The organism is Streptomyces sp. NPDC056835 (genome assembly GCF_042789485.1).
Lineage (GTDB): Bacteria > Actinomycetota > Actinomycetes > Streptomycetales > Streptomycetaceae > Streptomyces.
On the sequence record NZ_JBHUBB010000025.1, the window covers coordinates 88,632 to 104,903 of the forward strand.

Consider the following 16,272-nt stretch of genomic DNA (forward strand, 5'->3'; position numbering starts at 1 on the left):
ACGGATGACCACGGACACGGCGATCACGCGCGACGCCGCCGAACGGCTGGACGCCGAGGACCCACTGCGCGCCCTTCGGCAGCGGTTCGTCTGTGACGAGCCGGACACCATCTACCTCGACGGGAACTCCCTCGGACGGCTGCCCGCCGCCACCCCCGGCTTCCTCGACCAGGTGGTGCGGGAGGGCTGGGGCACCGGTCTGGTGCGCTCCTGGGAGACCTGGATCGACTGGAGCCGGCGCCTGGGCGACCGGCTCGCCGCCCACACCCTCGGCGCCCGCCCCGGTGAGGTGGTGCTCTCGGACTCCACCTCCGTCAACCTCTACAAGCTGGCCGCCGCGGCCCTGGACGCCCGGCCGGGCCGTCGCACCGTTCTGGCCGACAGCGACGATTTCCCCACCAACCGCTACCTCCTCCAGGGCCTGGCCGCCCAGCGCGGACTGAAGCTCGTGACCCTGCGCTCCGACCCCGACCTGGGCCTCGACCAGGACGAGCTCGCCCGGACCCTCGGCGGGGCGACCGGCGGTGACATCGCCCTCGTCGTGCTGTCCCTGGTCTCCTACCGCTCGGGCGCGCTCCTCGACATGGCCGCCGTCAACCGCGCCGCCGAGGCGGCCGGCGCCCTGGTGCTGTGGGACCTCAGCCACGCCGGCGGCGTCATCCCGCTGCGGCTCACCGCCGACGGGGCGGACCTGGCGGTGGGATCCACGTACAAGTACCTCAATTGCGGACCGGGAGCGCCCGCCTTCCTCTACGTACGGCGGGACCTCCAGACGCGGCTGCGGCAGCCGGTCTGGGGCTGGTACGGGCAGCGCGACCAGTTCGCGATGGGGGAGCGCTACGAACCGGTGGACGGCCTCGACCGCTTCCTGGTGGGCACACCCCCGTTGCTGTCGCTGGCGGCGGCCGAGCCCGCGCTCGACGTCCTCGAACAGGCGCCGGTGACCCTGCTGCGCGAGAAGTCCCTGCGGCTCGGTGAGCTGGCGGCCCGCCTGGCGGAGGCCTGGCTGACCCCGTACGGCTTCCGGCCGGCCTCCCCGCCCGACCCCGTCCGGCGCGGATCGCACCTCGCGCTCGCCCACCCCGACGCCGAGCGCGTCTGCCGCGCACTGCGCGCCCGTGGCGTCATCTGCGACTTCCGGCCCCCCGACCGGCTCCGGATCGGGATGGCTCCGCTGTACACGCGCTTCACCGACGTCTGGGACGGGCTCGACCGTCTCCGCCGTCTCATGGGGAGCCGTGGCCACGAGCAACTGTCCACCGCCCGGCCCCGGGTGACCTGAGAGAGGGATGAGGAGCACGTGACAGGCAAGAGCCCACTGACGAGGGACGGACTGGTCGGCATCCTGTTCGGCGCGGCGGCCTTCCAGATGCTGTACTCCGGCTCCGAGCTGGGGCTGTTCAGGCTGCTGCGGCGACGGCCCGGCCTGTCCGCCGGCCTGATAGGGCAGGAGCTGGGCCTCGCGCCCCGCCCGGCCCGGATGCTGCTGCTCGGCACGACCGCGCTCGGCCTGACCGAGCACACCGACGGCCGCTACGACAACGCCCCGCTGGTGCGGGAGTTCTTCGCGCAGGGCGACTGGGAGATCATCGAGGATCTCGCCGAATTCCAGCAGAAGATCGCCGGGCCCGCCGCCCTGGACTTCACCGCCTCGCTGCGCGGCAACACCAACGCCGGGCTGGCGCGTTTCCCCGGCGACGGCGACGACCTCTACCAGCGTCTCGCCGGCAGCCCCGATCTGGAGCGGCTCTTCTTCCGCTGTATGAAGTCCTGGTCGACGCTGGCCAACCCGGTCCTCGTCGGCAACGCCGACCTGGGCGGCGTCCACCGGGTCCTCGACGTCGGCGGCGGCGACGGCGTCAACGCCATCGCGCTCGCCGAGGCCAATCCGGGTGTCGGCTTCACCGTCTTCGACCTCCCCGGGGCAGGTGCCCTTGCCCGGGACAAGATCCGCCGGGACGGCCTGGACGGCCGGATCGGCGTCGTCGAGGGCGACATGTTCAGCGACCCCTTCCCGCCGGGCCACGACTGCGTGCTCTTCGCCAACCAGCTCGTCATCTGGTCCCCCGAGGAGAACCGCGCACTGCTGCGCAAGGCGTACGAGGCGCTGCCTGACGGCGGCCGGGTCCTCATCTTCAGCGCCATGGCCGACGACACCGGCGACGGGCCGCTCTACGCGGCACTCGACAACGTCTACTTCGCCACCCTGCCCACCGGCAGCAGCATGATCCATCCCTGGGGGCGGTACGAGGAGTGGCTGGCCGACGCCGGTTTCTCCCACGCGGTCCGGATTTCCGGCAAGAGCTGGACGCCCCACGGCCTGATCATGGCGCGCAAGGCGACGACCGGCCCACGGACAAGGGGTGAGTGACATGATCGACGTCGGCCTGGCCTTCTTCCCCGACGTGGACGAGCGCGACCGCGCCGCCGCCGAGTACTTCGCCCGCTGCCTCGACTTCGTCGAGCTCGGCGACCGGCTCGGTTTCCACCACGTACGCATCGTCGAGCACTACTTCCGCCGGTACGGCGGGTACTCCCCGAACCCCATCGTCTTCCTCGCGGCCGCCGCCCAGCGCAGCCGTCGGCTGAAGCTGATCACCGGGGCGGTCCTGCCCGCCTTCAACCATCCGCTGAAGCTGGCCGGTGAGATCGGCATGCTCGACGCCATCTCCGGCGGACGCGCCGAGATCGGGTTGGCGCGGGCTTTCCTCCCGCACGAGTTCCAGCGGTTCGGCGTCGACATGGACGAGAGCCGGGACCGCTTCGACGAGGGCATACGGATCATCCGCGACCTGCTGGCCGATGAGGACGTGGCCCACGACGGCCGGTTCCACCGCTTCCCCGCGACCACCTCCCTGCCCCGCCCCACCCAGCGCCCCCACCCGCCCCTCTGGGTCGCCGCGCTGTCCTCACCGGAGAGCTTCCGCCTCGCCGGGCGGCTCGGACACGGGGTGATGGCCCAGCCGGTGGTGCCCCAGTCGCTGCGCGCGAACCTCGATCTCTACCGGGCCGCGTGGAAGGAGGCCGGGCACCCCGGCACCGGCCGCGTCATGCTCGCCTTCCACATGCTGTGCCTGCCCGACGGCGACGCCGCGCGGGCGGCGGCACGCGAACCCGTCAACCGCTATCTGCGGCTGCTGGCCGAAGCCACGGAGGAATGGACCACCGGCGGCGTCCGCAGCGCCGCCTACCCCGGCTACGAGCGGATGATCGAAAAACTCCGCCACGACGACTTCGACCGGCTCTACGAGCGCGGCTCCGCGCTCGTCGGCTCACCCGATGAGATCACCGCCATGCTGCTGGACTACCACGCGGCCTGCGGGGGCTTCGAGACGGCCAGCATCCAGTTCTCCTTCTCGGACCTCGACCCCGAACTCGCGCGCACCTCAATCGAACTGTTCGCCACGCAGGTCATGCCACGGCTCACGCGGGCGTAGGACGCGTGTCGCGAAAGTCCCGTCCGGCTTACGGCGCCCCCCGCGGGCGGCCGGCGCCACTTTCGCGACACGCCCCAGCCTCCCGCCGGCCTGGCCCCGCCTGCCCCGTACCGGATGGTGGTCGTGTCAGGGCTCCGCAAGAACTTCATCACCGATTACGACGGTCTCGCCGGACAGTGGTGGGACCCCCGGGGGCCGCTCGCCCCGCTGGGCTGGATCGCCCGCGCCCGCGCGGAGTTCGTCCCCGCCGCCCGCCGCGCCGGCGCCGCGCTGCTCGATGTCGGCTGCGGCGGCGGCCTGTCCGGCCCGCACCTCGCGGGCAAGGGCTACCGGCTCGTCGGCGTGGACCTGTCGGCCCTGGCCCTGGGCGAGGCCCGCCGGCACGGCTTCGACGCCGTCGTCCAGGCCGATATCACCCGGTTGCCCTTCGCCGCGGACTCCTTCGATGTGGTCACGGCCGGGCAGTGTCTGGAACACGTTCCGGACCCGTACGCGGTGACCGCGGAGGCGTGCCGGGTCCTGCGCCCCGGCGGCACACTGATCGTCGACACCATCGCCGACACCCGCCTGGCGCGGTTGCTCGCCATCACCGTCGCCGAGAACCTTCCCGTCCCCGGCCGGCCGCCCCGCGGCACCCACGACCACCGCCTCTTCGTCAACCGCGCACGGCTCACACGGACCGCCCGCGCCCACGGTGTGGAACTCGACCTGATCGGCTTGCGGCCGCACTTCGGCGACGGGGTGCGCTTCCTCGCAGGCCGGCGCGCGGAGGTCCGTATGGTCCCCGTCCCGGCCACCGGTGTGCTCTACCTCGGCGCGGGGACCAAAGCATGACCGCGCCCCAGCACACGGCGGGCGGCGCGGGCGCCCTGCGGAACTGGGTGACCGGGGCCCGGCTGAAGACCCTGCCCGCGACCCTCGCACCCATCGCCGTCGGCACCGCCGTCGCGTACTCACACGCCCCGCTCAGCGTCCCGCGTACCACCCTGACCCTGGTGTACGGGCTGAGCTTCGTCCTCGGCACCAACTTCTTCAACGACTACAGCGACGGCGTCCGGGGCACCGACGCGCACCGGGTCGGCCCCGTCCGGCTGGTCGGCTCCGGGAAGGCCGGCCCCCGGCAGGTCCTGCGTAACGGCCTCGTGCTGTACGCCGTCGCCGCCCTCACCGGCATCGTTCTGGCCGTCACCGTCTCCTGGTGGCTGCTGGCGCTGACGGCTCTGTGCGCGCTCGGCGGCTGGTTCTACACGGGAGGCTCCCGGCCGTACGGCTACCGCGGGCTCGGCGAAGTCGGCGTCTTCCTCTTCCACGGGGTCATCGCCGTCTGCGCCACCGCCTATATCCAGCTCGGCCGGGTACCGCTGCTGGCGCCGGCCGCCTCCGTCCCCGTCGGCGTCCTGGTCTGCGCACTGCTCGTCACCAACAACCTCCGCGACATCCCCACCGACACCGCCGCCGGGAAGATCACCCTCGCGGTACGGATCGGCGACCGGCGCACCCGCGTGCTCTACGTGCTCTGCCTCGTCGTCACCTTCGTCTCCGCGGTGGCCCTCGCGCCGGCCCGGCCCTGGGCCCTGCTGGTGCTGGCCGCACTGCCGTTCGCCGTGATCCCGCTGCGCCGGGTGCTGAGCGGGGCCCGCGGGGGCGACCTGGTCGCGGTGCTGGAGCACACCTGTCTGCTGCTGCTCGCCTTCGGGACCCTCCTCGCGATCGGCCTCGCCCGGTGACCGGCCGTGCGGAGGACCGCGGGACGGCGGCGCGCGCGTCCCGCCCCGACCACGAGGTACTGGTGATCGGCGCCGGGTTCGCCGGCATCGGCGCGGCCATCGGACTGCGCCGGGCCGGCATCGACGACTTCCTGGTCCTGGACGAGCAGGACGGCGCGGGCGGCACCTGGCACGCCAACCGGTATCCCGGCATCGCCGTCGACATCACCGGCTTCTCCTACTCCTACACCTTCGAACCGCTGCCGTCCCCCTCGCGTCTCTTCCCGCCGGGCGCCGAGCTGAAGGCATACGCCGACCACTGCGTCGACACCTACGGCATCAGGCCCCGGATACGTCTGAACGCGAAGGTGGTCCGGGCCGGCTACGACGCCGCCCGCCACCAGTGGCAGGTCGTCCTCGCGGACGGCACCGCGCTCACGGCACGCTTCGTCATATGCGCCACCGGCTGGCTCACCCGGCCCAAGTCACCCGCCCTCGACGGCCTGGAGGACTTCCGCGGCGAAGTCGTCCACACCGCCGCCTGGGACCCTTCCCTGAAGCTGGCCGGGCGCCGCGTCGCCGTCATCGGCACCGGTGCCTCGGCCGTCCAGGTGGTCCCGGCGATCGCCCCCGAGGTGGCCCGGCTCGACGTCTACCAGCGCACCCCGATCTGGATCTTCCCCAAACCGGACCTCGCGCTCCCCGAGACCGCGCGGCGGCTCTTCGCGGCCGCGCCGTGGACCCAGCGGGCGGTCAAGGCGCTCACCGACGCCGTGACCGAAGGCAGCTTCGTCATCGCCATGGTCCACCACCGCCGCTTCCCCTTCCTGGTGCGGGCCGGTGAGGCGGTCTCCAGGCTCTATCTGCGGCGCGAAGTCCGCGGGGACCGGGATCTGATCGACCGCCTCACCCCCGCGTACGCGCTGGGCTGCAAGCGGCCCTCCTTCGCCCGGGGCTACTGGCGCTCCTTCACCCGCGACAACGTCGGACTCGTCACGGACCCGATCGAGCGGGTCACCCCGACAGCGGTCCGCACGGCCGACGGCACCGAGCGCGAGACCGATGTCGTGGTCCTGGCCACCGGCTTCCACGTCCTGGAGAACCTGCCGTCCTTCCCGATGACCGGCCCCGACGGCCGCGACCTGCGCGAGTTCTGGCGGACCGAACGCTTCCAGGCGTACGAGGGCAGCTCCGTCAAGGGCTTCCCGAACCTGTGGTTCATCGTCGGGCCGTACTCCTTCACCGGCGGCTCCTGGTTCGGCGCGATCGACTACCAGGTCACCCACGCGCTGCGCGTCATCCGGGAGGCCCGGCGCCGCGACGCCACCCAGGCCGTCATCCGGCCCGAGCCCCACGACAGGTCCTTCCGCGCGACCCTGCGCCGCCAGCGCGGCACCATCTTCGCCAGCCCTCGCTGCCGGGGCTCAAACAGCTACTACTTCGACGGCACTCACGGCGACGCCCCGGCCGTCCGGCCGGCCACGACCTACGAAGCCGCCTGGCGCGCACGCCACTTCGACCTCGACGACTACCGGTACGACTCACCCCCACCCCCCGGCTCTGGAGGCTCCAGTGGTGCGATTCGGTGACGTGCGCGGGCAGGACCGCGCCCTGTGCGTGTTCTACGGGCTGTTCACCCTCGGCGGCTTCGCCGTGATGGCCGGCATGGCCGCCGGCTACGTGGCCGGCCACCTCGACGGCGGCCCCACCGGGGTCGTACGGGACTTCCTGACCGAGGCCCTGGGCAACCTGGCCTCGCGGTTCATCTACGCGGACCTCACGCTCATCTGGCTCGTACTGGCCGGCTACATGATCGTCGAGGCCCGGCGGCACCGTATCCGCCACGTCTGGGCGTACATCGTCGGCGCCCCGGCGCTGGCGCTGTGCGTGAGCTTCCCGCTCTTCATGCTCGTACGCCAGCTCAAGATCGCGGCGGGCGACGGCCCACCCGGTCCACCCGGTCCACCCGGGCCGCGCTCCGCGCCCATGGACACCACCACGAGGGGAACGAGGCGATGATGACCAGCGACGCCACCGTCGAGCGCGCCCTGGCCGCGGCCGTAGGCGCCCTCCAGCGCCGCCAGGACCCCGCCGGGTACTGGAAGGGCGAGTTCGAGACCAGCCTGATCGGTGAGGCCGCCGATGTGATGCTGCGTCACTTCCTGCGGCTGCCCGACGACGGCTCCGTCGCCGCCACCGCCCGGACCATCCTCGCCGGCCAGAGCCCCACGGGCGGCTGGGCCGCCCACCACAAGGGACCGGACGAACTCCTGCTCTCCGTCTTCTGCTACGTCGCGCTGCGCCTGGCCGGCCACGACACGGACGAGCCGGAGCTGCGCGCGGCCGCCGCCGCCATCCGCGCGGGCGGCGGCATCGAGGCCGTCGACAATCCGACCATGCTCGCCTGGCTGGCCCTGATCGGGCTCTGGCCGTGGCGCGACATCCCGCTCATCCCGCCCGAGCTGGTCCTGCTGCCCCCCAGGTGTCCGGGCAGCATCTACCAGATCGGCGCCGCCGCCCGCGGCATCGTCGTCGCCAACAGCCTGCTCATGGCCCGCCGCCCCGTCACCCCCGTCGGCTTCACCCTGACCGAGCTGTTCGCCTCGCCCGGCTCCCGGCGGAGGCTGCCCCGGCCCCGCGCCGCACGGATCGCCACCACTCTCAGCCACTGGTACGCCCGCCGGCCCATCGGCTTCCTGCGCCGCCGCGCGGTTCGCAAAGCGGCACGCTGGCTCGTCGGCACCCAGGAGCGCGACGGCAGCTGGGGCGGCAACTGGCCACAGACCGCCAACGTCGTGGTCGGCCTGGACTCCGCCGGCTTCCCGCAGGACCACCCGGTCATCAAGGCGGCCATGGCGGCACTCGACCGGTACGTGGTCGACCGCGGCGGGCAGCGCCGCCTGGAGATGTGGACCTCGGTACTCATGGACACCGCCCTCGCCATGTCCGCCGCGGCCATGACGGGCGACCCCGGCGCCCGGTCCGCGGCCGGCCGCGCCGTTCCCTGGCTGCTCGACAACCAGGTCACCGAACTCGGCGACTGGGCCGTTCTCACCAAGGACCCGGTGCCGGGCGGCTGGCCGTACGAGTTCGCCAACGACGCCAACCCCGATTCCGACGACACCGCGTTCGCCGTGGCCGCCCTGCGGCGCCTGCATCCGCGCGGCACCCATGCCGCCGTGGACAGGGCGTGCGAGCGGGCCGTGCGCTGGATGCTGTCCCAGCAGTGCGCGGACGGCGGCTGGGCCGCTTTCGAACCGCTGCGCTGGCAGCTGCCCGGACGCGCCGCGCTGGCCCGGATCGGCTTCCTCGAAGCGCCCTCGGCCGACATCACCGGGCATGTCCTGGAAGCCCTCGGCGCCGACGGCCGCGGCCACGCCCCGGCCGCTCAGCGCGGCATCGCCTGGCTGCGCCGTACCCAGCACCCCGACGGCTCCTGGCCCGGCTGGTGGGCCTGCTACCACCTGCACGGCACCAGCGCCGCCGTCACCGGCCTGACCGCGTGCGGGGTACCGGGGAGCGACCCGGCGGTGGTCCGGGCCTGCGAGTGGATCACCGCACACCAGCAGCCGGACGGCGGATGGGGCGAGGACATCCGTGCCTTGCGCGACCCGGCGTGGCTCGGCCGGGGGGACAGCAATCCCTCGCAGACCTCCTGGGCGCTGCTCGCCCTCATCGCCGCAGGCCGGGCCGACAGCGAGGCCGTACACGCCGGCCTGGGCTTCCTCACCCGCACCCAACGGGGCGACGGTGACTGGGACGAACCCTGGCACACCTGGGTCGTCCACCACGACGGCCTGTACTGGCGGGACAGCATGCTGCGCCTGGTCTACCCGGTCATGGCGATGGCCGCCTACCGCGCTGCCACCGGCGGACCGGCCGCCGGCGGACCGTCGATCGCTGGAGCCGCCGACGGCGGCGGAACGGAGCACCGATGACCGGCCCGGCCGAGCACGCGATCGAACACGCCACCGAGCATGTGACCGTTGTCGGAGGCGGTCTCGCCGGGATGACGGCGGCCTGGAACCTCCGGAGGATGGGGCTGCCGGTCCGGCTGCTGGAAGCCGCCCCCGAGCTCGGAGGCATGGCCGGCGCACGCGTTATCGGCGGCCGGGTCGAGGATCACGGCGTACACGTCTTCCCCGCCTGGTACGCCAACGCCCTCCGGCTGATCGACGACCTCGGCCTCGCCGGGAACCTCCGCGCGTGCGAGAACTTCTACCAGCTGCTGCCGGGCGAGTACCCCGCCTTCCGGTCCTTCCGGTCCCTGTTCACCTTCCGCGACATCCTCAGGGACATCCGCTGCGGCGTCACCCCGGCCGCCGACCGGATGCTGTTCCACTACGGGGTGATCGACCTGCTGTCCCAGCGTTACCAGGGCCGCGACGAGTCCCTTCACGACTTCTTGCGCGGCCGCTGGTACCTGACCGAGACCGCGATCGCCGACATCGAGCACCTTTTCGTCGCGTCCAGCGCCGCCGAGAGCCGTGCCGCGTCGGCCGCGAGCTTCCGCGGCAGCGTCGCCGCGTTCTCGCGGCAGCCCGGCCAGGTCCGGATGCCCCGGGCCGACCTGCACACCTCGCTCATCGGGCCCTTCCGGCGGCGTCTGGAGGCCGACGGCGTCGAGATCCGCACCGGCGTGGAACTGCTCGACGTCTCCGTCTCCGGCGGCCGCGTCGAGAACCTGACGGTCCGTGGCACCGACCCGGCGGGGCCGGTCACCGAAACCGTCACCGGGCATGTCGTCCTCGCCGTCCCGCACGGACGGCTCTCCCTGCTCGGCCCCGCCGTCACCGGGGCGCTGCGCCCGGCGTACGGAGTGGACCGGCTGCGCTCCCGCCCGCTCGGCGCCCTCCATGTGTATCTGCGGCGGCGCCTGCCGGGGCTGCCGGACGAGCATGTGCGCCTGGTCGGGTCCCCGCACGCCCTCACCCTGATCGACGTGGGCCAGGTGTGGGAGGGACACCGTACGTCCCTGCTGAACTGCGTCGTCGGCCGCGTCTCCGCCCTCGCCGGGCTCCCGGAGAGGGACGCGGTCAAGGTCCTGGTGGAAGAGCTGATCGCCTATATGCCGGTGCTCACCTGGGACGACATCGAGCATGTCTGTTTCCAGCCGCACGACGGCGCCCCGTTCTTCGCACCGGGACCGGACTCCGACCGCCACCGGCCGGTCAGCTCGACCGCCCTGCCCAACCTGCACCTCGCCGGGGACTTCTGCGCCGCTCCGCCGGGCGTGGCCGGCATGGAGAGCGCCGTACGGTCCGGGCTGGCGGCGGCCGAATCCGTACGCCGCGCCCTGCGGCCCGCCGCCCCGGCGGTGGAGATCCGCGACATCGGCACTGTCGGCCCGGCGGCCTTGCGCGGGCTGCGGATCGCGCTGGCCCCGGCTGCCGCTGCCGTCCGGCTGCTGGCCGGACGCCGGGCGGTACGCCGCGCGGTGGCGCCGACGGCGCCTGTGGAGCCATAGGCCGGACACGCACCACTCACCAGAGAACACGACTCGGGAGGAGCGACATGGAAAGCGCTTCGGCGGTGATAGCCCAGGCACCCGGTGCGCTACCGGTGCTCGGGCACCTGGCGGCGTTCCTGCGGACGCCGCTGGCGTTCCTGCGCGGCCTGCCCGCGCACGGTCCGCTGGTGGAGATCCGGCTCGGCAGGCAGCGCGTCGTCGTGGTCTGCGACCCGGAATTCACCCGTACGATGCTGGTCCACGACCGGATCTTCGACAAGGGCGGGCCACTCTACGAGCGGCTGCGCGAGGCCGGCGGTCAGGGCCTGGCGAGTTGCCCGGCGCACGAGCACCGCCGCCAGCGCCGGCTGATCCAGCCGGCCTTCCACCACGCCCGCTTCCCCGGCTACGCCCGAGTGATGGGCGAGCGGATGCAGGTCCTCCTCGGTGGCTGGCACGACGGCCAGACCGTCGACCTCACCACGGAGACCCGACGGATCGCCGCCGACGTGGTCATCTCCGCCATCTTCGGTACCGGCCTGGACCCCGCCCTCCACACCCGGCTGGCCACCGACTTCCACACCCTGCTGGCCGGTTTCACCCGGCACAGCCTCACCCCGAAGCGGCTGCGGGCCCTGCCCACGCCCGCGAACGTCCGGTACGAGCAGGCCACCCGCCGGGTCCGCAGGACCATGGCCGGGCTCACCGCCCGCTACCGCGCGCAGGCGGAGGCGGAGGCGGAAGCCCAGGCGCGGGCGGAGGCGCGGCCGGGCGCGAAGGCGGGGGAGACGAACCTGCTGTCGCTGCTGATCTCGGCACGCGACCCGGAGAGCGACGCACCCGCGCTGACGGACGACGAACTCGTCGACCAGGCCGTGACCATGTACTCCGCCGGCACCGAGACCACGGCCGGCGCGGTGTGCTGGTCGCTGTTTCTCGCGGCCCGCCACCCCGAGGTGCGCGACCGCCTGACCGCCGAGACCGACGCGGTTCTCGGCGGCAGGACCGCGAGCTGGCAGGACCTGCCCCAACTCACCTACACCCGGCAGGTGTTCACCGAGGCCATCCGGATGTACCCGCCGGGCTGGTTCCTCACCCGGGGCACCGAGGCCGACACCCGACTCGGTCCGTACGCCATCCCGCGGGGCACGACCGTCGCGTACAGCCCCTACCTCATCAGCCATCTGCCGACGCTCTACCCGGATCCGGAGCGCTTCGATCCAGACCGCTGGGCACCCGGGGACAAGAGGCCGGAGGTTCCCGTCACCGTGTTCGGGGGCGGGGCCCGCAAGTGCGTCGGCGACGAGTTCGCCCTCGTCGAGGGCGTTCTGATGCTCGCTTCGCTCCTCGGCCGCTGGCACATCGAGCTGCACGCCGACAGCCTGTCCCTGCCGCGGCTGCCGCAGCTCACGCTCAACCCGGGCCGGATGCGGGCCACCGTACGGTCGCGGGTCCCGGCCGGGTCCCCGTGACGCGCGAGGCCGTGACGTCACGGTCCCGCGACGGCAGCCGTCACCCCTGAGATGTGGGCGGGGACCACCCAAACGAGAACCGGCGACAAGGACGGCCGCCGCGTTGGGCGGTCCACGCTGTCACCGTCGCCCGTAACGTTCAACGGACCGGCGTTCTCGTTCCTGAGGGGCGGTCAGCCGGAGGTCGCCCGGGACGCGCCGCGGGGGGAGCGGCGCTGATCCATGATCCCCTCGACGAACCTCATCAGCCGGTCGCCTGCCTGATCGATGCTTCCGTTCTGTGTGCTGACCTGCGCGCCTTCGAGTACGAAGGTGATCTCGGCCGCGGCCTGCTCGGGATCGGGCAGCCCGGCCTCGGCGCACATGCCGACCAGTCTGCGGGTCTGGTGGGCCTTGTGCCGCTCGATCACTTGCCGTGCGGGATGGGAGCGGTCGGGCAGTTCGGCGATGGAGTTGATGAACGGGCAGCCCCGGTGCGAAATCGCGGGCAATCCCTCGGCGATGAAGCGGGCCATGGCCAGGATCTGCTCCCTGGGCCGGCCGGGGTATTCGGCCTCGACCCGGTCGAAGGCCGCCCGGTAGTCGGCGGCGACGATCCGCAGCCACTCCGCGACCAGCGCGTCCTTGGTTTCGAAGTGCCGGTAGATCGCCATTTTGGTGGTCTCGGCCCTCTCGGCGATCGCCTGGACGCCCACCCGCCGGATCCCCTCGCTCTGGAAGAGCTCTTCCGCCGCGTCGAGGATGCGCTCGCGAGGCGGCAGTTTCGCCACTCTGCTCGGCCTTCTGACGGTCGATGCCATGACTGCTCCGTGACGTCCGGTCGGCTGTGGGGTCCCTCGCTCCCTGCTACGGTACCAGTCCGTTCCACTCGATACCGTTGGGTATCGTTGGGTACTCAACGGTATCGTTCTTCCCCCGGGAGTGACAGTGAGAGTTACCGAGTACGTGAGCTTCGACGCGGTCGGGCTCGCGGAGCTGGTGGCCAAGGGCGAGGTGACCCCCGCCGAACTGGAAGCAGCCGCACGCGAGGCCGCGCAGGCGGTCAATCCGCGGATCAACGCCATCGTGGAGACATGGCCGGCCGACGACGAGCCCAGCCCCGGCGGCACACCGCTGGCCGGGGTCCCTTTCCTGATCAAGGACATCGGAGTCTCCATGGCCGGCAGGCGAGCGGAACTGGGCAGCCGTCTCGCGGCCGGCAACGTCGCCGGCGCCGACTCCGCCCTGATGCTGCGCTTCCGTCGCGCCGGCCTCGTGACGTTCGGGCGAACCGCGACACCGGAGATGGCCTACGGCATCACGACGGAACCAGTGCTGTACGGCGCGACCCGCAACCCGTGGAACCTGGAGCGGAGCGCGGGCGGATCCAGCGGGGGCGCGGGCGCGGCTGTCGCTGCCGGGGTGGTCCCGGTCGCACACGGCACCGACGCCGCCGGCTCGCTGCGCGTCCCCGCCGCCTACAGCGGCCTCTTCGGGTTGAAGCCCACCCGTGGCCGCGTCTCCATGGGCCCCGACGCCGACGAGGTCTTCAACGGCCTGGCCGTGCAGGGCGGCGTCAGCCGCACAGTACGTGACAGTGCGGCACTGCTCGACCGGATCCGCGGCCCGGAACCGGGTGATCCCTACTTCGCCCAGCAGCCGTCCCGGCCGTACGCGGAGGAAGTCACCCGCCCCCCGGGCCCGCTGCGGATCGGTGTCCTCACCCAGGCATGGGGCGGACGCCGCACCACCGCACCAGTGGCCGACGCTCTCTCCCGTACCGTGCGTCTGCTCGAATCCCTCGGCCACCAGGTGGAGGACGCCGAGGTCGACCTCGGGGCCGACTGGGAGGAGTTCGTCCTGGCCAACGCCCGTCTGTGGACGGCGAATCTCACCGCCTCGGTCGACGGGCTCGCGGCCGCCTTCGACCGGCCCATCGACTCCTCAACCCTCGAACCGGTGACCCTCGCCGGCTACCACTACGGGCAGCGGGTCAGTGGCGCCCAGTTCGTCACCGCTCTCGCGATCCGGAACCGGGTCGCTCGAAGCCTGGCACGGTACTTCGACGCGCACGACATGCTGCTCACCCCGACCGTGCCGGAGCTTCCCGTGCCCTTGGGCACCTATGCCGAGGGCGCGGAGGCGCTGGACGGCCTTGGCTGGATCGGCCGCGTCCTCGACCGCTCGCCGTTCACCGTGCCGTTCAATGTGGCGGGCACGCCCGCCATGTCCGTGCCTGTGACGGCCGACGCCGAGACGGGGCTCCCGATCGGTATGCAGTTCGCCGCCGGTTACGGGCTCGAAGGCCGCCTCTTCCGCCTCGCCGGCCAACTCGAACAGGCAAGCCCGTGGTCGGGCCGGACCCCCACGGTGTGGGCGGGGAACCACGCGGGCCACTGAGGAGCGCTCCGGGAGAGCCGGGAGGCCACGGGAGAGGACCAGGCACTGGGCGAGAGGAAGAGTCACATCGTGCATGTCGTGCCGGTGCGGGTGAAGCTGAGGGCAGACGAGGTCTGGATCTCCGACGGCCGTGGGGTGATCGCCCGCCGGCGACGACCCACGCGACGACGAAGGGCACGAGCGCATGACTCCCACCAAGACCGCCGAAACCACCGGCGGGCAACCGCCGCCGGCGTCGCCGGCCAGGATCCGGCCGTCGGGCGATGCGGAGGACGCGCCGATCGACGAGGCCTGCCGCGACCGTCGGCAGCCCGCGTTCCGGGAGCGGTTCGTCACTTCGGGCGCGACGTTCGGGTTCCTCTCGAACCGGAAGTCCTCCAACCGCTTGGGCCCGGGGGACTTCGCCGCCCGGACCGGCCGTCGCCGGATCAGCGAGCCGGAGAACCCCGCCCGGGTGCGGAAGGGCCGCCCCGAAACCGAACACCAGCTGACCAGGCGCCGGTGATGGCGGGGAAGCGGGAAATGCCCCAGGATCTGCCGCGTCTGCCCCTGGGCGCGGAACTGGAGCGGATCGCGGAGCAGCTCAGGTCGCTGGCCCGGGCCCAGGACCGGTTGCACGACCTGTACGAGGCGGTACTCGGCCGGGAATCGGACCTGCCCGTTGTGCTGCGGCTGATCGTTGATACCGCGATGGAGCTGGTCGGTGCCCGCTACGGCGCTCTGGGCGTGCTCAACCAGAGCGGCGAATATCTCGCACAGTTCATTCCGGCGGGCCTGTCGGAGGAGGAGCGGGCCGACCTGGCCAAGGTGGATTTCCCCCGGGGCCGCGGCCTGCTGGGGCATCTGACCGCGCACCCCGAACCGCTGCGCGTCGACGACATCTCCGGTCACCCCGAGTCGGCGGGCTTCCCGCCCGGCCACCCGCCGATGCGCACCCTGCTCGGTGCCAGGGTCAGCATCCGGGGCAAGACCTACGGACAACTGTATGTCGCCGAGCGACGCGACGGCCGGCCTTTCGACCACCACGATGAAGACATGATCGTCGCGCTGGCCGACGCCGCGGGCCTCGCCATTGACGACGCCCGCCTCTACCAGCAAACCCGCCTCGACGCCGAGCAGTTCCAACGTCTGCTGCTACCGCGCCTGCCCGATGTGCGGCCCTTCGCCGCCGCCGCGGCCTACCGCCCCGCCATTACCCCCCGTCACCTCGGCGGAGACTGGTACGACGCCCTGCTCGTCCCCGACCGGGCCTGCGCCGCCGTCATCGGCGACGTCACAGGCCACGACCTGCATGCCGCCGCCGCGATGGCCCAGATCCGCAACATGCTGCGTGCCCTGCTCTACGACCAGCGCACACCACCCAGTATCGTCCTCACCCACCTCGACCGATCCCTCCAGGCGATCACCGACAACCCCCTCACCACCGCGTGCCTCGCCCGCATCGAACCCGAAGCGCCGGGAAGCTGGAGGCTGCGCTGGAGCACCGCGGGCCACCCCCCGCCACTGCTGCTCACCCCCGACCGCCGGACCCGCTACCTCAATGCCGAGCCTGACCTGCCCCTCGGCGTAGACACCACCAAGCCACGCCACGACCACGCGCACCCGGTACCGGCGGACGCAACCGTGATCTTCTTCACCGACGGGCTCGTCGAACATCACGACCACCCCCTCGATGACGGCCTGGAACGGCTTGCCGCCCTCGCCACCGAGCACGCCGGCCTTCCCCTGCAGGACTTCGTGGAAGCCCTGGCCGACCATCACCCCAGCGATGGCCACGACGACATCGCCGTCCTCGCCCTGCGTACTCCGCCCGCGTGACCCCCGAGGCG

Annotated in this window: 14 protein-coding genes; 13 read left to right on the plus strand and 1 reads right to left on the minus strand. The window is 72.5% G+C overall.

From position 1 onward, the window contains the following. The first annotated feature begins 4 nt into the window (after positions 1–4). The 10 genes from kynU (at position 5) to ACFRMN_RS26595 (ending at position 12,064) form a co-directional block, all read left to right on the plus strand. A complete protein-coding gene (gene kynU, locus ACFRMN_RS26550) occupies positions 5–1,282 on the plus strand; it encodes a kynureninase (protein WP_383023526.1) in 1,278 nt (425 codons plus the stop codon). An 18-nt stretch (positions 1,283–1,300) separates the two neighbouring features. After that, entirely contained in the window at positions 1,301–2,371 is a 1,071-nt protein-coding gene (locus ACFRMN_RS26555; RefSeq protein WP_383023529.1) for a methyltransferase, read from the plus strand. A 1-nt stretch (position 2,372) separates the two neighbouring features. Next, positions 2,373–3,437, plus strand: coding sequence for an LLM class flavin-dependent oxidoreductase (locus ACFRMN_RS26560; protein ID WP_383023532.1), 1,065 nt, complete (start codon positions 2,373–2,375; stop codon positions 3,435–3,437). 114 nt (positions 3,438–3,551) lie between these two features. Continuing rightward, a complete protein-coding gene (ubiG, locus tag ACFRMN_RS26565) occupies positions 3,552–4,271 on the plus strand; it encodes a bifunctional 2-polyprenyl-6-hydroxyphenol methylase/3-demethylubiquinol 3-O-methyltransferase UbiG (protein ID WP_383023535.1) in 720 nt (239 codons plus the stop codon). After that, entirely contained in the window at positions 4,268–5,164 is an 897-nt protein-coding gene (locus ACFRMN_RS26570) for a 1,4-dihydroxy-2-naphthoate polyprenyltransferase (protein WP_383023538.1), read from the plus strand. The genes ubiG and ACFRMN_RS26570 overlap by 4 nt, the downstream gene beginning before the upstream one ends. Further along, the gene (locus tag ACFRMN_RS26575; protein WP_383023541.1) at positions 5,161–6,732 is read left to right on the plus strand and encodes a flavin-containing monooxygenase; all 1,572 of its coding nucleotides are present in this window, start codon (positions 5,161–5,163) and stop codon (positions 6,730–6,732) included. The genes ACFRMN_RS26570 and ACFRMN_RS26575 overlap by 4 nt, the downstream gene beginning before the upstream one ends. Further along, positions 6,719–7,162: a DUF2834 domain-containing protein gene (locus ACFRMN_RS26580; protein WP_383023544.1), complete on the plus strand. Its 444-nt coding sequence runs from the start codon at positions 6,719–6,721 to the stop codon at positions 7,160–7,162. The genes ACFRMN_RS26575 and ACFRMN_RS26580 overlap by 14 nt, the downstream gene beginning before the upstream one ends. Next, positions 7,159–9,081: a prenyltransferase/squalene oxidase repeat-containing protein gene (locus ACFRMN_RS26585; protein WP_383023547.1), complete on the plus strand. Its 1,923-nt coding sequence runs from the start codon at positions 7,159–7,161 to the stop codon at positions 9,079–9,081. Before ACFRMN_RS26580 ends, ACFRMN_RS26585 begins: the two co-directional genes overlap by 4 nt. Continuing rightward, positions 9,078–10,610, plus strand: a complete 1,533-nt coding sequence (locus ACFRMN_RS26590; RefSeq protein WP_383023550.1) for an FAD-dependent oxidoreductase — start codon at positions 9,078–9,080, stop codon at positions 10,608–10,610. The genes ACFRMN_RS26585 and ACFRMN_RS26590 overlap by 4 nt, the downstream gene beginning before the upstream one ends. A 47-nt stretch (positions 10,611–10,657) precedes the next feature. Further along, positions 10,658–12,064 (plus strand): cytochrome P450, encoded by a 1,407-nt coding sequence (locus tag ACFRMN_RS26595; protein WP_383023553.1) that lies wholly within the window; start codon positions 10,658–10,660, stop codon positions 12,062–12,064. A 173-nt stretch (positions 12,065–12,237) separates the two neighbouring features. On the opposite strand, the gene ACFRMN_RS26600 is transcribed toward ACFRMN_RS26595, so the two are convergent. After that, entirely contained in the window at positions 12,238–12,864 is a 627-nt protein-coding gene (locus tag ACFRMN_RS26600; protein WP_383023556.1) for a TetR/AcrR family transcriptional regulator, read from the minus strand. Between the two features lie 127 nt (positions 12,865–12,991). Between ACFRMN_RS26600 and ACFRMN_RS26605 the strand changes: the two genes are divergently transcribed. From ACFRMN_RS26605 to ACFRMN_RS26615, 3 genes are all read left to right on the plus strand, one after another. Further along, the gene (locus ACFRMN_RS26605) at positions 12,992–14,443 is read left to right on the plus strand and encodes an amidase (protein WP_383023623.1); all 1,452 of its coding nucleotides are present in this window, start codon (positions 12,992–12,994) and stop codon (positions 14,441–14,443) included. Between the two features lie 184 nt (positions 14,444–14,627). After that, on the plus strand, positions 14,628–14,948 hold the full coding sequence (locus ACFRMN_RS26610) for a hypothetical protein (RefSeq protein ID WP_383023559.1): 321 nt from the start codon (positions 14,628–14,630) through the stop codon (positions 14,946–14,948). A 17-nt stretch (positions 14,949–14,965) separates the two neighbouring features. Next, the gene (locus ACFRMN_RS26615; protein ID WP_383023562.1) at positions 14,966–16,261 is read left to right on the plus strand and encodes a PP2C family protein-serine/threonine phosphatase; all 1,296 of its coding nucleotides are present in this window, start codon (positions 14,966–14,968) and stop codon (positions 16,259–16,261) included. Positions 16,262–16,272: the final 11 nt, after the last annotated feature.

Bases quoted from the DNA above. Each gene is read 5' to 3' on its own strand.
- kynU (WP_383023526.1), top strand. From the start codon at position 5: ATGACCACGGACACGGCGATCACGCGCGACGCCGCCGAACGGCTGGAC.
- ACFRMN_RS26560 (WP_383023532.1), top strand. From the start codon at position 2,373: ATGATCGACGTCGGCCTGGCCTTCTTCCCCGACGTGGACGAGCGCGAC.
- ubiG (WP_383023535.1), top strand. From the start codon at position 3,552: ATGGTGGTCGTGTCAGGGCTCCGCAAGAACTTCATCACCGATTACGAC.
- ACFRMN_RS26570 (WP_383023538.1), top strand. From the start codon at position 4,268: ATGACCGCGCCCCAGCACACGGCGGGCGGCGCGGGCGCCCTGCGGAAC.
- ACFRMN_RS26585 (WP_383023547.1), top strand. From the start codon at position 7,159: ATGATGACCAGCGACGCCACCGTCGAGCGCGCCCTGGCCGCGGCCGTA.
- ACFRMN_RS26590 (WP_383023550.1), top strand. From the start codon at position 9,078: ATGACCGGCCCGGCCGAGCACGCGATCGAACACGCCACCGAGCATGTG.
- ACFRMN_RS26595 (WP_383023553.1), top strand. From the start codon at position 10,658: ATGGAAAGCGCTTCGGCGGTGATAGCCCAGGCACCCGGTGCGCTACCG.
- ACFRMN_RS26600 (WP_383023556.1), bottom strand. From the start codon at position 12,864: ATGGCATCGACCGTCAGAAGGCCGAGCAGAGTGGCGAAACTGCCGCCT.
- ACFRMN_RS26610 (WP_383023559.1), top strand. From the start codon at position 14,628: ATGACTCCCACCAAGACCGCCGAAACCACCGGCGGGCAACCGCCGCCG.
- ACFRMN_RS26615 (WP_383023562.1), top strand. From the start codon at position 14,966: ATGCCCCAGGATCTGCCGCGTCTGCCCCTGGGCGCGGAACTGGAGCGG.